General features: G+C 59.3%; 16 protein-coding genes and 1 tRNA gene. 3 read left to right on the forward strand and 14 right to left on the reverse strand.

The genetic code is table 11. The features are described from left to right. Positions 1–3: 3 nt before the first annotated feature. From hscA to trmJ, 8 genes are all read right to left on the reverse strand, one after another. Positions 4–1866, reverse strand: coding sequence for a Fe-S protein assembly chaperone HscA (gene hscA / locus DBR46_RS03615; RefSeq protein ID WP_124525063.1), 1863 nt, complete (start codon positions 1864–1866; stop codon positions 4–6). A 53-nt stretch (positions 1867–1919) separates the two neighbouring features. After that, on the reverse strand, positions 1920–2441 hold the full coding sequence (gene hscB / locus DBR46_RS03620; protein ID WP_038848811.1) for a co-chaperone HscB: 522 nt from the start codon (positions 2439–2441) through the stop codon (positions 1920–1922). 8 nt (positions 2442–2449) lie between these two features. Then, positions 2450–2773 carry an iron-sulfur cluster assembly protein IscA gene (gene iscA, locus DBR46_RS03625; RefSeq protein WP_003175963.1) on the reverse strand — a complete coding sequence of 108 codons (324 nt, stop codon included), beginning with the start codon at positions 2771–2773 and terminating at the stop codon, positions 2450–2452. 28 nt (positions 2774–2801) lie between these two features. After that, on the reverse strand, positions 2802–3188 hold the full coding sequence (gene iscU, locus DBR46_RS03630) for a Fe-S cluster assembly scaffold IscU (protein WP_010565229.1): 387 nt from the start codon (positions 3186–3188) through the stop codon (positions 2802–2804). 99 nt (positions 3189–3287) lie between these two features. After that, positions 3288–4502, reverse strand: a complete 1215-nt coding sequence (locus DBR46_RS03635) for an IscS subfamily cysteine desulfurase (RefSeq protein ID WP_017736827.1) — start codon at positions 4500–4502, stop codon at positions 3288–3290. Positions 4503–4552: 50 nt separating this feature from the next. Further along, a complete protein-coding gene (gene iscR, locus DBR46_RS03640) occupies positions 4553–5044 on the reverse strand; it encodes a Fe-S cluster assembly transcriptional regulator IscR (RefSeq protein ID WP_003194020.1) in 492 nt (163 codons plus the stop codon). Positions 5045–5343: 299 nt separating this feature from the next. Next, positions 5344–6126 carry a serine O-acetyltransferase gene (cysE, locus tag DBR46_RS03645; RefSeq protein ID WP_017736828.1) on the reverse strand — a complete coding sequence of 261 codons (783 nt, stop codon included), beginning with the start codon at positions 6124–6126 and terminating at the stop codon, positions 5344–5346. A 2-nt stretch (positions 6127–6128) separates the two neighbouring features. After that, positions 6129–6899 carry a tRNA (cytosine(32)/uridine(32)-2'-O)-methyltransferase TrmJ gene (gene trmJ, locus DBR46_RS03650; RefSeq protein WP_026136796.1) on the reverse strand — a complete coding sequence of 257 codons (771 nt, stop codon included), beginning with the start codon at positions 6897–6899 and terminating at the stop codon, positions 6129–6131. A 145-nt stretch (positions 6900–7044) separates the two neighbouring features. On the opposite strand from trmJ, the gene suhB reads away from it, so the two are divergent. Further along, a complete protein-coding gene (suhB, locus tag DBR46_RS03655) occupies positions 7045–7860 on the forward strand; it encodes an inositol-phosphate phosphatase (RefSeq protein ID WP_003175971.1) in 816 nt (271 codons plus the stop codon). A 204-nt stretch (positions 7861–8064) separates the two neighbouring features. Here the strand turns inward: suhB and DBR46_RS03665 are convergent, their stop codons facing one another. The 6 genes from DBR46_RS03665 to queA all read right to left on the reverse strand — a co-directional run bounded on the left by DBR46_RS03665 (position 8065) and on the right by queA (position 14141). Next, positions 8065–8610: a glycine zipper 2TM domain-containing protein gene (locus DBR46_RS03665; protein WP_124525065.1), complete on the reverse strand. Its 546-nt coding sequence runs from the start codon at positions 8608–8610 to the stop codon at positions 8065–8067. Between the two features lie 123 nt (positions 8611–8733). Beyond that, positions 8734–9648, reverse strand: coding sequence for a protein translocase subunit SecF (gene secF / locus DBR46_RS03670; RefSeq protein WP_120449815.1), 915 nt, complete (start codon positions 9646–9648; stop codon positions 8734–8736). Positions 9649–9657: 9 nt separating this feature from the next. After that, positions 9658–11526 carry a protein translocase subunit SecD gene (secD, locus tag DBR46_RS03675; protein WP_124525066.1) on the reverse strand — a complete coding sequence of 623 codons (1869 nt, stop codon included), beginning with the start codon at positions 11524–11526 and terminating at the stop codon, positions 9658–9660. A gap of 62 nt (positions 11527–11588) precedes the next feature. Next, positions 11589–11927 carry a preprotein translocase subunit YajC gene (gene yajC / locus DBR46_RS03680; protein WP_003175975.1) on the reverse strand — a complete coding sequence of 113 codons (339 nt, stop codon included), beginning with the start codon at positions 11925–11927 and terminating at the stop codon, positions 11589–11591. A 43-nt stretch (positions 11928–11970) separates the two neighbouring features. Continuing rightward, a complete protein-coding gene (gene tgt / locus DBR46_RS03685; RefSeq protein WP_003175976.1) occupies positions 11971–13086 on the reverse strand; it encodes a tRNA guanosine(34) transglycosylase Tgt in 1116 nt (371 codons plus the stop codon). A gap of 5 nt (positions 13087–13091) precedes the next feature. Beyond that, on the reverse strand, positions 13092–14141 hold the full coding sequence (gene queA / locus DBR46_RS03690; RefSeq protein ID WP_124525067.1) for a tRNA preQ1(34) S-adenosylmethionine ribosyltransferase-isomerase QueA: 1050 nt from the start codon (positions 14139–14141) through the stop codon (positions 13092–13094). Between the two features lie 108 nt (positions 14142–14249). Between queA and DBR46_RS03695 the strand changes: the two genes are divergently transcribed. Both DBR46_RS03695 and DBR46_RS03700 read left to right on the forward strand, forming a co-directional pair. After that, positions 14250–14334 (forward strand) — tRNA-Leu (locus tag DBR46_RS03695). A gap of 437 nt (positions 14335–14771) precedes the next feature. Next, positions 14772–15362 (forward strand): hypothetical protein, encoded by a 591-nt coding sequence (locus DBR46_RS03700; protein WP_124525068.1) that lies wholly within the window; start codon positions 14772–14774, stop codon positions 15360–15362. The last annotated feature ends 460 nt before the right edge of the window (positions 15363–15822 follow it).

Below are 15822 nucleotides of genomic sequence, written 5' to 3' on the forward strand. Positions count from 1 at the left end.
TAATTATTCCTCGATTTCATTCAGGTTGCGTCCCGCCAGGGCGGCTTTCACCGTCTGGTCCATGCGGCGGGCAGCGAAGGCATCGGTCACTTGCGACAGGCGCTTGGTCTGCTGCTCGATGGCATAACCATCGGTGCCTTTCATCAATTCGGCCAGTTCCTGCATCTGCAGGTCGATGACCATGCGCTCTTCAGCGTCCAGCAGGCGCTCGCCATCGACCTCAAGAGCGCCCTGCACGGCTTCGAGCAGGCGCTGGGCATCCACTTGTTGCTCACGCAATACACGGGCGACCTTGTCGTCACCGGCGTACTGGAACGAGTCCTTGAGCATCTTGGCGATTTCGCCGTCGGTGAGGCCGTAGGACGGCTTGACCTGGATGCTGGCTTCAACGCCCGAGGCCAGCTCACGCGCCGCAACGCTGAGCAGGCCATCGGCGTCGACCTGGAAGGTCACGCGAATCTTCGCCGCACCGGCCACCATCGCCGGGATGCCGCGCAATTCGAAGCGCGCCAGGGAGCGGCAGTCGCTGATCAGCTCGCGCTCGCCTTGCAGCACATGAATCATCATGGCCGTCTGGCCATCTTTGTAAGTGGTGAAGTCCTGGGCGCGGGCAACGGGGATGGTGGTGTTGCGTGGAATCACCTTCTCCATCAGGCCGCCCATGGTTTCCAGGCCCAGGGACAACGGAATCACGTCGAGCAGCAGCAGCTCGCCACCGTCGCGCTTGTTGCCGGCCAGGGTGTCGGCCTGGATCGCGGCGCCGATGGCGACTACTTGATCCGGGTCGATTTCAGTCAACGGCTGGCGACCAAAGGCCTCGGCGACGGCTTCCCGAACACGCGGCACGCGGGTGGAACCGCCGACCATGACCACGGCACCGACATCTTCCAGCTCGATACCGGAATCACGTACGGCGCGGCGACAGGCTTTCAGGCTGCGGGCGACCATCGGCTCGATCAACGCATCGAAGGCTTCGCGGGTCAGTTGAGCCGACCAGTTACCGTAGGAAACTTCAACGGACGCAGCATCGGTCAGCGCTTCTTTAGCGGCGCAGGCGGTTTGCAGCAGGTTGCGCTGCGCACCCGGGTCCAGGTCAGCGGACAGACCGGCACTGGTAATGATCCAGCCAGCGATGGCGTGGTCGAAGTCATCGCCGCCTAGGGCGCTGTCGCCACCGGTGGCCAGCACCTCGAAAACACCGCCGGTGAGGCGCAGGATCGAAATATCAAAGGTACCGCCGCCGAGGTCGTAGATCGCGACCAAACCTTCGGCGTGCTGATCCAGGCCGTAAGCCACTGCAGCAGCCGTCGGCTCGTTGAGCAGGCGCAGCACGTTCAGGCCGGCGAGTTTTGCCGCATCCTTGGTGGCTTGGCGCTGGGCGTCATCGAAATAGGCTGGAACCGTAATCACCGCCCCTACCAACTCGCCGCCCAAGGTGGATTCCGCGCGCTGGCGCAGCACCTTGAGGATATCGGCCGACACTTCCACCGGGCTTTTCGGGCCCTGGACAGTGTCGATGAATGGCATATGGGATTCGCCGCCGACAAAGCGGTACGGCAGCTGCTCGCCCAATTGCTTGACGTCGGACAAACCACGACCCATCAAGCGCTTGACCGACAGCACGGTGTTCAAGGGATCGGTAGACGCGGCCAATTTGGCCGACTCGCCGACTTCGGTGCGATCCGCGTGATAACGCACGGCGGACGGCAGGATCACCTGGCCATCGGCGTCGGGCAGCGGCTCGGACAGGCCGCTGCGCAAGGCAGCAACCAGAGAATTGGTGGTGCCCAGGTCAATCCCGACCGCCAGGCGACGCTGGTGCGGTTGTGGGCTTTGGCCGGGTTCGGCGATTTGCAGTAGGGCCATGGTAATCAGGTCTTATCTGTCTATCAGGCGTGCATCACGGGCAGCACACTGGGTTAATCGTCGAGGCGCTCTTCTAGCTGGCGCACTTCGTAGGTGAGCTTGTCGAGGAACTGCATACGCCGCATCAGGCGTTCGGCCTGTTCACGTTGCGCTGCATCATCCCAACAGGCTGCGAAGCTTTCGTTGAGCTCATCCTGGGCCGTTTTCAGACGACGCTTGAAGACTGCGACACCGGCCAGATCGGCTTCGTCCTGCAAGTCTTCGAGTTCTTCGCGCCACTGCATCTGCTGCATCAGGAAGTCGGGATCATGCACCGTGACTTCCAGCGGCAGCTCTCCACCGTTCATCGCGAGCAGGTAACGCGCGCGTTTGGGCGGATTTTTCAGGGTCTGATAAGCCTCGTTGAGGCTGGCCGACTTCTCCAGAGCAACACGTTGCTCGCGCTCGGAGGCGTCAGCAAAGCGGTCTGGATGCACCCCACGCGCCAACTCTCGGTAGCGCGTGGCAAGCTGCTCAAGGTCCAGCCGAAAGCTCGGCTGCAGCTCGAATAAAGCGAAATGACAAGGAGTACCCACGAATAGCCTCAGATGTTGAAGCTTTCGCCGCAGCCACACTCACCGCGTACGTTGGGGTTGTTGAACTTGAAGCCTTCGTTCAACCCTTCCTTGACGAAATCGAGCTCGGTGCCGTCCAGGTAGGTCAGGCTTTTAGGGTCGATGATCACTTTTTCGCCGTGACTTTCGAACACCTGGTCTTCCGCAACTACCTCGTCGACGAACTCCAGCACATAGGCAAGGCCGGAACAGCCCGTGGTGCGTACACCCAGACGAATCCCCTCACCTTTACCGCGCCCATTCAGGGAGCGGCGAATGTGCTGCGCAGCCGCTTCTGTCATGCTGATAGCCATCGTTGACTCCTTACTCGTCGCCAAATGCTTAGATCAAGCCTTTCTTCTGCTTGTAGTCGCGAACGGCCGCCTTGATGGCGTCTTCAGCGAGTACGGAGCAGTGGATTTTCACTGGCGGCAGGGCCAGTTCTTCGGCCAGCTGGGTGTTGCTGATGGTGACAGCCTCATCCAGGGTCTTGCCTTTCATCCATTCGGTCGCCAGGGAGCTGGAGGCGATGGCCGAACCGCAGCCGTAGGTCTTGAACTTGGCGTCTTCGATAACGCCCGCCTCGTTGACCTTGATCTGCAGGCGCATCACATCGCCGCACGCCGGAGCGCCGACCATGCCGGTGCCGACATCTGGGTCTTCCGCGTCCATCTTGCCGACGTTACGCGGGTTTTCGTAGTGGTCGATGACCTTTTCGCTGTAAGCCATGGTACTGAATCCTCACTCATCAGGGCCGCTCTGAAACCCTGTAGACACGCCTGCGTTTTCCGCCACGTGCCTACAGAGCCGGGGTGGCGGCTTCTATATTTAGTGTGCCGCCCACTCGATCTTGGAAATATCGACACCGTCTTTGTACATGTCCCACAGTGGCGACAGAACACGCAGCTTGTTCACGGCTTCGCAGACTTTCTGCGCGGCGTAGTCAACTTGCTCTTCGGTGGTGAAACGGCCGAACGTAAAGCGGATCGAGCTGTGTGCCAGTTCATCGTTGCGGCCCAGGGCGCGCAGCACGTAGGACGGCTCAAGGGAAGCCGAGGTGCAGGCCGAACCGGACGAAACCGCCAGGTCCTTGAGCGCCATGATCAGCGACTCGCCTTCGACGTAGTTGAAGCTCAAATTCAGGTTGTGCGGTACACGGGCGGTCATGCTGCCGTTGATGTACAGCTCTTCAAGGTTCTCGACCTGCTTGTAGAAGCGGTCGCTCAGAGCCTTGATACGAATATTTTCGGCAGCCATGTCTTCCTTGGCTACGCGGAAGGCTTCGCCCATGCCCACGATCTGGTGGGTCGCCAGGGTGCCCGAACGCATGCCGCGCTCGTGACCGCCGCCGTGCATGGTGGCTTCGATGCGCACGCGCGGCTTGCGGCTCACGTACAGCGCGCCGATGCCTTTAGGGCCGTAGGTCTTGTGGGCAGAGAACGACATCAGGTCGACTTTCAGCTTCGACAGGTCGATATCGACCTTGCCGGTGGACTGAGCAGCGTCGACGTGCAGCAGGATGCCCTTGGAACGGGTCAGCTCGCCGATGGCCGCGATGTCGTTGATGGTGCCGATTTCGTTGTTCACGTGGATCACGGAAACCAGGATGGTGTCTTCACGCAGCGCGGCTTCGATCATTGCCGGGGTGACGATACCGTCGGTGGTCGGCTCAAGGTAAGTCACCTCAAAGCCTTCACGCTCCAGTTGGCGCATGGTGTCGAGGACAGCCTTGTGCTCAATCTTGGTGGTGATCAGGTGCTTGCCTTTGGTCGCGTAGAAATGCGCCGCGCCCTTGATTGCCAGGTTGTCGGATTCGGTAGCACCGGAGGTCCAGACGATTTCGCGTGGATCGGCGTTAACCAGATCAGCGACTTGGCGACGAGCGTTCTCGACCGCTTCCTCGGCTTTCCAGCCAAACACGTGGGAACGGGAGGCCGGGTTGCCGAAGTTTCCGTCAACCAGCAGGCATTCGCTCATCTTTTGCGCGACACGCGGATCAACCGGGGTGGTCGCAGAGTAATCAAGGTAAATCGGCAATTTCATGGACTTTCTCCTAAATCAGGCTGGCTGGCGTGCCGTTAGCTCTTCGGCTGTCACTCGACGGCGGACGCTTCAATCTTGTCCAGACGCGGCGCCTTGGTGTTGCAACGGCGCTGGTCCTGACGCTGGGCTACTTCTTGCACCTCACGGCGAGTCACAAGATCAGCCAAGCTGATACCACTCAAAAACTCATGGATCTGCAGGCTCAAGTCACACCACAGGTGGTGTGTCAGGCAGGTGTCGCCGGCGTGGCAATCACCCAGGCCCTGGCACTTGGTGGCATCGACGGATTCATTGACCGCGTCGATCACCTGGGCGACCTGGATGCCTTGCATGTCGCGGGAAAGCTGATAGCCACCCCCTGGCCCACGCACGCTGGAAACCAAATTGCTGCGGCGCAGCTTGGCGAACAGTTGCTCAAGGTAGGACAGGGAAATGCCTTGGCGCTCGGAGATATCGGCCAGGGACACCGGCCCAGTTTGCGCGTGCAAAGCCAAGTCGAGCATGGCAGTCACCGCGTATCGGCCTTTTGTAGTCAGTCTCATGGACAAGTACCAAGGTGTTTCAGAATGGGAGCGAGTATGCGATTCCCGAGTATTTAAGTCAACTATAAGACCTAGTACTTTAGTCAGGATTACCCGTAAAAAGGGCGCGCGAATCATAGCAGGATGGGGTGGGGAGGAACAGCAGCTTCAGGCCTGGACAGGGACTGCAAGACCAATGGGGATCAAATGTGGGAGCTGGCTTGCCTGCGATAGCGGTCTGCCAGCTTACTTGTAGGTAGCTGACCCACCGCTATCGCAGGCAAGCCAGCTCCCACAGGGTTATGTATCGGCCTTTGGAACTAACCCGCCTTGGTAGCCGCTTCGTCCTTGATCTCGGCGAAGTCCTCTTCGCGCAATTCAGGCAAGTCCTTGGCGCAATAGGGGCTGCCCAGATCCTTCAAGGCGCCGCACATGCCATCCAGCTTGCCGTCGACCGCTTGCAGATGATCGAGCAACTGGCCAATGGCACGCGCCACAGGGTCGGGCATGTCTTCGCTGACGCCGTAGGCATCGAAGCCGATCTTCTCGGCCATGGCCTTGCGCTTGGCTTCTTGCTCGTCGCCGACTTCCGGCTTGACGATAATCCGCCCAGGAATACCGACCACCGTTGCGCCAGGCGGCACGGCCTTGGTCACCACGGCATTGGAACCCACCTTGGCACCTGCACCGACCGTGAACGGACCGAGCACCTTGGCGCCCGCCCCCACTACCACGCCATCACCCAGCGTCGGGTGACGCTTGCCTTTGTTCCAACTGGTACCGCCAAGGGTTACGCCCTGATAGAGCGTCACGTCATCGCCAATTTCGGCGGTCTCGCCGATCACGATGCCCATGCCATGGTCGATGAAGAAGCGACGCCCCACCTTGGCGCCTGGATGGATCTCGATCCCGGTCATCCAGCGACCAAAGTTCGACACCAACCGCGCCAGCCATTTCCAGCCCATACCCCACAGGGCGCCGGACAGGCGGTGAATCCAGATGGCGTGCATGCCCGGGTAGCAGGTCAGCACTTCAAAGGCGTTGCGCGCCGCCGGGTCCCGGTGGAAAACACTCTGGATATCTTCTCGCAGACGCTCGAACATTTTTAATCCTTCCGCTTTAGAAGCTCGCCACGGGCCGCTTTCTGGGTTTCCGTGAGGATGCCACGCAATATATTCATTTCCGCCCGGCTGACCGAGCTACGCCCGTACAAGCGACGCAGGCGCGCCATCAAGTGCCGTGGTTTTTCCGGATCGAGGAATTCGATGGCCACCAGGGTTTGCTCCAGGTGCTCATAGAACCGCTCCAGCTCATCCATGGTGGCCAACTCGCCACTTTTGGTCGAAGCCACTTCGTCCTTTTCCACTTTGCTTGGCTGACCTTCGGCGGCCAGCCAGGCCATACGCACTTCGTACGTCAACACCTGCACCGCTGCCCCGAGGTTCAGCGAGCTGAACTCAGGGTCTGATGGAATGTGCACGTGGTAATGACATCGCTGCAGCTCGTCATTGGTGAGCCCGGAGTCTTCACGGCCGAATACCAGGGCGATTTCAGCGCCACCAGCGGCCTCTTCCACCACTTTGGTGCCGCACTCACGCGGGTCCAGCAGCGGCCAGGGAATGCGACGGTCGCGGGCGCTGGTGCCCAGCACCAGATTGCAGCCGACCAACGCGTCCTCCAAGGTGGCGACAACTTGGGCTTTTTCCAGGATGTCATTGGCGCCGGACGCGCGAGCATCGGCCTCGTGATGCGGGAACACGCGTGGTTCGACCAGCACCAGGCGCGTCAGCCCCATGTTTTTCATGGCTCGCGCCACCCCACCGATATTGCCGGGATGACTGGTATTGACCAAGACGACACGAATGTTTTGCAGCAAGGGAGGCGCTCTCGGACACGGGAAAGGGGAGCAAATCTTACAGAACCGCCTAAGGTTATGCCATGAAAGCTAACGTCGTCCTTCACCTGAAGAAAGTTTCTGCTAGAATGCTCGGCTTTCTTTAACAACCTTAGGTGACACATCCATGCAGCCCATGCTGAATATCGCGCTGCGCGCCGCCCGCAGCGCCAGTGAATTGATCTTCCGCTCCATCGAGCGCCTGGATACCATCAAGGTCGACGAAAAAGACGCCAAGGATTATGTATCCGAGGTGGATCGCGCCGCCGAACAGAAAATCATCGACGCGCTGCGCAAGGCCTACCCGACCCACGGCATCCTCGGTGAGGAAACCGGCCTGCACAAAGGCAGCGGCGAAGGCGAAGACTACCTGTGGATCATCGACCCACTGGATGGCACCACCAACTTCCTGCGCGGCATCCCGCACTTTGCCGTGAGCATCGCGTGCAAATACCGTGGCCGCCTGGAACACGCCGTTGTTCTGGACCCGGTTCGCCAGGAAGAATTCACCGCCAGCCGTGGCCGTGGCGCCCAGCTGAATGGTCGCCGCCTGCGTGTAAGCGGCCGCACCAGCCTGGACGGCGCCCTGCTGGGTACCGGCTTCCCGTTCCGTGACGACCAGATGGACAACCTGGAAAACTACCTGGGCATGTTCCGCGCCCTGGTTGGCCAGACCGCTGGCATCCGTCGCGCCGGCGCAGCTAGCCTGGACCTGGCCTACGTTGCCGCCGGTCGGTTTGATGCGTTCTGGGAATCGGGCCTGTCCGAGTGGGACATGGCTGCAGGCGCGCTGCTGATCCAGGAAGCAGGCGGCTTGGTGAGCGACTTCACCGGCGGTCACGACTTCCTTGAAAAAGGCCACGTGGTTGCTGGTAACACCAAATGCTTCAAGGCAGTGCTGACGGCGATCCAGCCGCACCTGCCGGCTTCGCTGAAGCGCTAAGCGAGCGAGCACAAAAAAAGCACCCTTCGGGGTGCTTTTTTATGCCTGGGATTTGGGTTATGCCGCATTTTCCGCCACAGCACATACCGAATGTGGGAGCGGGCTTGCTCGCGAAAGCGCTGGGTCAGCCGCCTAATACATTGACTGTCACACCGCCTTCGCGAGCAAGCCCGCTCCCACATTTTGAATTGCGTCTGCCTGCGATTATTGCGGCTGATTCTGGCCGAGAATCAGACGACCTTCTTTATCCACCGGGATCTGGCCGCCCGGATCACGATCCATGCGTACCGAACCTTCCTTGCCATCCAGGTTATAACGCACGTCATAACCGACCACTTTGTCGCTGATGTCATTAACGGTGTTACAGCGGGTTTGCGTGGTGGTGTAGGTATCACGGTTCTGCATGCCTTCCTGAACCTTGTTACCAGCGTAACCGCCACCCACCGCACCGGCTACCGTAGCCAGCTTCTTGCCATTACCGCCACCCACCTGGTTGCCCAGCAGGCCACCGGCCAGCGCACCGACCACGGTGCCGACGATTTGATGCTGATCCTGCACCGGCTTCTGCCGGGTCACGGCGACGTCCTTGCAGACTTCCCGTGGTGTCTTGATCTGGGTTTTCACCGGCTGTACTGCCAGCACTTGCGCATACTCAGGGCCGCTTTTTACCAGGCTATAGGTGGCAAAAGCACCCCCGGCAGTCACACCGACAGCACCCAATACCGCACCCACCAGCAACGACTTGTTCACATGAACCTCCTGACCATCACAAACGGACGGAAACGTCCGCGCTATACCCAGCCTTGGAGCAAAAAAAAAGGCACGAGTTCAATACTCGTGCCTTTCTTGTAACAGCGGATCAACAACTGCCCATCAAGGGCGGTCGTCGACCTCCTTGCCGGTAGCGGCAGGAGGGATCAGGTCTTCGCTGTTAAGGTTCAGCCAGATCAGCACCACGTTGGCGATGTAGATCGACGAGTAGGTGCCCGCCAGAACGCCGATGAACAGCGCCAGGGAGAAGCCCCACAGGTTGTCGCCACCGAAGATCATCAGCGCAGCAATCGCCAGCAAGGTGGAGATCGACGTTGCCATGGTCCGCAGCAGGGTCTGGGTGGTGGAGATGTTGATGTTCTCGATCAACGACGCCTTGCGCAGTACACGGAAGTTCTCACGAACCCGGTCGAATACCACGATGGTGTCGTTGAGGGAGTAGCCAATGATCGCCAGCACGGCCGCCAGTACGGTCAGGTCGAAGGTGATCTGGAAGTACGCCAGGATACCCACGGTGACGATCACGTCGTGGATCAGCGAAACAATCGCGCCGACGCCGAACTTCCACTGAAAGCGGAACGCCAGGTAGATCATGATGCCGACCAGCGCCATCAGCATGCCGAGGCCGCCTTGGTCGCGCAGCTCTTCACCCACTTGCGGGCCCACGAACTCGACGCGCTTGACCGACGCTGGGTTGTCGCCGCCGACCTTCTGCAAGGCCTCGGCTACCTGGTGACCCAGTTGCGGATCTTCGCCCGGCATACGCACCAGCAGGTCGGTGGTTGCACCGAAGCTCTGCACGATGGCCTCGTGATAGCCGGCCTTGACCAGCTCGTTGCGCACCAGGGTAACGTCGGCGGGCTTCTCGTAGGTCAGCTCGATGAGCGTACCGCCAGTGAAGTCCAGACCGTAGTTCAGGCCCTTATGGAACCAGCTGAACAACGCCAGAACGGTAAGGAGCACAGTGACGCCGAACGCAACGTTGCGAACGCCCATGAAGTTGATTGTACGTAACATGGCAGCCCCTTAAATCCACAACTTCTTGAAGTCACGCCCGCCATAAATCAGGTTGACCATTGCGCGGGTCACCATGATGGCCGTGAACATCGAGGTAAAGATACCGAGGGACATGGTTACCGCAAAACCCTTGACCGGGCCGGTACCCATGGCGAAGAGAATCCCGCCGACCAGCAAGGTGGTCAGGTTGGAGTCGAGAATCGCGGTAAATGCCCGGCCGAAGCCTTCGTTGATTGCACGCTGTACGGTCATGCCGTTGGCGATCTCTTCACGGATCCGCGAGAAGATCAGTACGTTGGCGTCTACGGCCATACCCATGGTGAGTACGATACCGGCGATACCTGGCAAGGTCAGCGTAGCACCCAGCAGCGACATCAGGGCCAGCAGCATCACCATGTTGCCCGCGAGGGCCACGGTGGCGATGATGCCGAAGAAGCGGTAGATGGCGATGATGAACAGGGACACGAACAGCATGCCCCACAAGGCTGCGTCGATACCTTTGGTGATGTTGTCGGCACCCAGGCTCGGGCCGATGGTGCGTTCTTCAGCGAAGTACATCGGAGCCGCCAGGCCACCGGCACGCAGCAGCAGTGCCAACTCGGACGACTCGCCCTGGCCGTTCAGGCCAGTGATGCGGAATTGAGCACCCAGCGGCGACTGGATGGTCGCCAGGCTGATGATCTTCTTCTCTTCCTTGAAGGATTGCACCGGCACGTCTTTCTCGACGCCGTTGACCATCTGCTTGGCGTAGGTGGTCACCGGGCGCTGCTCGATGAAGATCACCGCCATGCTGCGACCGACGTTGCTGCGCGTGGCGCGGCTCATCAGTTCACCGCCGTGGCCATCCAGGCGGATGTTCACTTCAGGGGTGCCGTGCTCGCCGAAACCGGCCTTGGCATCGGTCACCTGGTCGCCCGTGATGATCAAGCTGCGCTCGATGAGCGCAGGAGGACGGTTGCCTTCGCGGAACTCGAACTCTTCGGAGGTGGCTTTGGAAGCACCCGGCTCAGCAGCGAGACGGAACTCCAGGTTGGCTGTCTTGCCCAGGATACGCTTGGCTTCAGCAGTGTCCTGCACACCCGGCAACTCAACCACGATGCGGTTGGCACCCTGGCGTTGAACGATCGGCTCAGCCACACCCAGCTCGTTGACGCGGTTACGTACCGTGGTCAAGTTCTGCTTGATCGAGTATTCGCGGATTTCCGCCAGCTTGGCCGGGGTCATCGCCAGACGCAGTACAGGTTGACCGTTGAGGTCGGCCGGTACGATGTCGAAATCGGTGAAGTTCTTGCGGATCAGCGCACGAGCCTGTTCACGAGAAGCTTCATCAGAGAAGCCCAGCTGGATGGCACCGTTGAGCTGCGGCAGGCTGCGATAACGCAGTTTCTCTTTGCGCAGCAGGCTCTTCACGTCGCCTTCGTAGACTTTCAGGCGTGCGTCGAGGGCTTTGTCCATGTCGACTTCCAGCAGGAAGTGCACACCACCGGACAAGTCCAGACCCAGCTTCATCGGGTGCGCGCCAATGCTGCGCAGCCATTTTGGCGTGGTCTGTGCCAGATTGAGCGCGACAACGTAGTCGTCACCCATGGCCTTGCGCACGACATCCTTGGCTGGCAATTGGTCTTCTTGCTTGGTCAGGCGCAACAAGCCGCCCTTCGCATCAGCCGCCAACGTTGCCGCCTTGACCTGGATACCCGCGTCGGTGAGCGCTTTGCTCGCGCGTTCCAGATCAGCCTGATTGACCTGCAGCGAAGTGCTGGCGCCAGTGATCTGGATCGCCGGGTCATCAGGATAGAGATTGGGAGCGGAATAAATAAAACCGATCGCCAGCACCGCCAGGATCAGTACGTATTTCCACAGAGGGTATTTGTTCAGCATCACGCCGCCCGCTTATGACGCGGGGCGCCTTGCGCGCCCCGTCGATTGGTAAAGGTTGTTACTCAGATCGCTTTCAGCGTGCCTTTTGGCAGCGTGGCGGCGATGGCGCCCTTCTGGAACTTCATTTCTACGGTGTCGGAGACTTCCAGCACGACGAAAGCGTCGGAAACCTTGGTGATCTTGCCGGCGATGCCGCCAGTGGTCACGACTTCGTCACCTTTCTGCAGGCTGCCCAGCAGGTTTTTCTGCTCTTTGGCGCGCTTGGCCTGTGGACGCCAGATCATCAGGTAGAAGATGACCAGGAAGCCGACCAGGAAAATCCACTCGAAACCACCGCCCATAGGACCGGCAGCAGCAGGCGCAGCGGCGTCAGCCATGGCGTTAGAGATAAAAAAGCTCATTTAGCACTCCAGTTGCAAATAGTGAATCTTAGGGTCGGAAAACTCAGTCCAAGGGCGGCACAGGAAGCCCGCGCTTGGCATAGAAGGCATCGACGAAGGCGGCCAATGTACCCTGTTGAATAGCCTCGCGCAAACCAGCCATCAGGACTTGGTAGTGACGCAAATTGTGGATGGTATTCAACATGCTACCCAGCATTTCCCCACACTTGTCCAGATGATGCAGATAAGCACGGGAGAAGTTCTGGCAGGTGTAGCAATCACAGGTGGGATCCAGCGGCGAATCATCATGGCGATGGAACGCGTTACGGATCTTCAGCACGCCTGTATCGATGAACAGATGCCCATTGCGGGCATTACGGGTTGGCATCACGCAATCGAACATGTCCACACCGCGGCGCACACCCTCTACGAGATCTTCCGGTTTGCCAACGCCCATAAGGTAACGAGGTTTGTCAGCCGGCATCAGGCCTGGCAGATAATCCAGCACCTTGATCATCTCGTGCTTGGGCTCGCCCACCGACAAGCCACCAATGGCCAGGCCGTCAAAGCCGATTTTGTCGAGGCCTTCCAGCGAGCGCTTGCGCAGGCTTTCGTGCATGCCGCCCTGGACGATGCCGAACAGTGCCGCGGTGTTGTCGCCGTGGGCGTTCTTCGAGCGCTGGGCCCAACGCAGGGACAACTCCATGGAGATCCGCGCGACGTCTTCATCGGCCGGGTACGGCGTGCATTCGTCGAAGATCATCACGATGTCGGAGCCCAGGTCACGCTGCACCTGCATCGACTCTTCCGGGCCCATGAACACTTTGGAACCGTCCACCGGCGAGGCGAAGGTCACGCCCTCTTCCTTGATCTTGCGCATGGCGCCCAGGCTGAACACCTGGAAACCGCCAGAGTCAGTGAGGATCGGGCCTTGCCACTTCATGAAGTCATGCAGGTCGCCATGCTTCTTGATCACTTCCGTGCCCGGGCGCAGCCACAGGTGGAAGGTGTTGCCGAGGATGATCTCCGCGCCGGTGGCGACGATATCCCGTGGCAGCATGCCCTTGACGGTACCGTAGGTGCCAACCGGCATGAACGCCGGGGTTTCCACGGTGCCGCGCGGGAAGGTCAGACGGCCGCGACGGGCCTTGCCGTCGGTGGCGAGCAATTCAAACGACATACGACTCATAGTTGTTCCTCTGGGCCGCGTGGCGCCGGGTTACGGGTGATGAACATCGCATCACCGTAGCTGAAAAAACGGTACTCGTTGGCGATGGCAGCTTGATAAGCGGCCATGGTTTCCGGGTAACCGGCAAATGCCGAGACCAGCATCAACAGCGTGGATTCGGGCAAATGGAAGTTGGTGACCAGGCAATCGACCACATGGAATGGACGGCCGGGGAAGATAAAAATGTCGGTGTCGCCACTGAACGGCTTGAGCACGCCATCACGTGCCGCACTCTCCAGGGAGCGTACGCTGGTGGTGCCTACAGCGACGACTCGTCCGCCACGGGCCTTGCAGGCCGCCACGGCATCCACGACTTCCTGGCTGACTTCCAGCCACTCGCTGTGCATGTGGTGGTCTTCGATGTTGTCCACACGCACCGGCTGAAACGTACCGGCCCCCACGTGCAGGGTCACATAGGCGGTCTCGACGCCCTTGGCAGCGATTGCATCCAGCAGCGGCTGGTCGAAATGCAGGCCGGCAGTCGGTGCAGCGACTGCACCGAGGCGCTGGGAGTAAACCGTCTGATAGCGTTCGCGGTCCGAGTCTTCGTCGGGGCGGTCGATGTAGGGCGGTAGCGGCATATGGCCGACACGCTCCAGCAGCGGCAGGACCTCTTCAGCGAACTTGAGCTCGAACAGCGCGTCATGACGAGCGACCATCTCGGCTTCGCCACCGCCATCAATCAAGATGGAGGAACCCGGTTTCGGCGATTTGCTGGAGCGCACATGGGCCAGCACACGATGGCTGTCCAGCACACGCTCCACCAGTATTTCCAGCTTGCCGCCGGAAGCTTTCTGGCCAAACAGCCGCGCCGGAATCACTCGGGTATTGTTGAACACCATCAGATCGCCAGGGCGTAAATGCTCAAGCAAATCAGTAAATTGACGGTGTGCGAGGGCACCGCTGGGCCCGTCCAGGGTCAGCAGTCGACTGGCGCGACGCTCGGCCAATGGGTGGCGAGCGATCAGCGAATCAGGGAGCTCAAAAGTAAAGTCAGCAACGCGCATGATGGAGTTCGTCTAGCAGGGCCGGGAAGTCTAGCGGAAATAGTGAAAATTGACCATGAAAGGTGATTGACCAACGGTAATCTCATCTCTATACTTCGCCGCCATTGAGCCCTGATGGCGGAATTGGTAGACGCGGCGGATTCAAAATCCGTTTTCGAAAGGAGTGGGAGTTCGAGTCTCCCTCGGGGCACCATCTTAAAAAAAGACCTTGAAATTCAAGGTCTTTTTTTTCGTCTGTAGAAAAGTGCGCGACCTGCCAAATCCATATTTCGTGTACAGATCCAAGCTTGCCCCCCCCCTCTTCGAAGCCGCCCCACGCGGCTATCTGGCGCAATGCGCCCGCGACCACTCATCGCAAGCCTACAAGCCTCCTCCGCGCCCTGGGGCGCACTCAGAGATCGAGAGCATCGGTGTTGCCGCTATCACGATCCCTCGGGTTTCATGCCCCGTGCATTAATAGAGTGCCTCAGGGTCCCCAGGCGCTTTTGAGCTGTGCCCCGCAAACCTCACCTCGATGATCACCGACATCAGGTATCCGAGGTAGCGGCCGATAACATTCCGTCATTTGCCTGCCCTAAACACTCCAGCACCTAGCGAGTCAGCAGGCGTTACCTAACTGGAGACAGAGTGATGGGCCAAGTTAAAGAAGCAATGGACACCCTCACGGAAGGCGTCGGGCTGGCGAAAACGATTGCTCAGAAAGCAGCGAAGCGCCCGTGGAGCAGGATGATGCTAATGGCGTCGGTCGGTGTGCTTGTGATGGGGTCTTGCTGTTTCTACCTAACGTTGTTGGTCAGTGAATTCGGCAACAGAACAGACGACTTCTTTACCGAATTTTTAATGCAGCAACAGGACACCTTTGATCAGCGAGCACTGGACTACATCGAGATCTGCATAGATGCACAGAAAAATAACGACTCGAACAAGGACTACTACTGCCAAGACGCCAATGCCTTCTACAAGGACGCCATCACGGACTTACCCAATAACAGGGCGGAAGAAAACATCCGACGCGGTGCCTATAGCGCAATGAAGGTTGAAATGGGGGCCAAGCTCCGCGCGAGCGTTATGGAGAGGGCAATAAAGAAACAGCCAAAACTTAATGACACCCTGAAATTTTTACTCAGCATCCAAGGTATGATTCTCTTCTGCACTATGGGTGCGCTCGTCATGGCCGGTACCGCTTTTTACACCTATCGCCTGGCCCCGCCAGAACGATAGGGTTGCCAGCGAGCCGGAGCTTGTATCCCTCCTCGAATCCCAGATTGCATAATCGGCCTGCAAGCCACGGATTATATGGGACTCGACCATCTCCCTCGGGGCACCATCTTAAAAAAGATCTTGAAATTCAGGGTCTTTTTTTTCGTCTGTAGAAAAGTGCGCGACCTACCAAATCCATCTTGCGCGTACAGATCCAAGCTTGACCCCCCTCTCCGAAGCCGCCCCACGCGGCTATCTGGCGCAATGCGCTCGCGACCATTCATTGCAAGCTTACAAGCCTCCTGCGCGCCCTGGAGCGCACTCAGAGATCGAGAGCATCAGTGAGCTCAGCCATACGGGAGCTCACGCAAAACGACAGCCATATGCCCAGAATCCACTCGCAGCTTGCACTGCAATTTACAGAGAGCGGTGCATAAAGTCCGTGCGGATGAAGTCCCAAGTACTTTTCGACCGCCCAAAA

It is taken from the genome of Pseudomonas sp. KBW05, from assembly GCF_003852405.1.
Taxonomy (GTDB): domain Bacteria; phylum Pseudomonadota; class Gammaproteobacteria; order Pseudomonadales; family Pseudomonadaceae; genus Aquipseudomonas.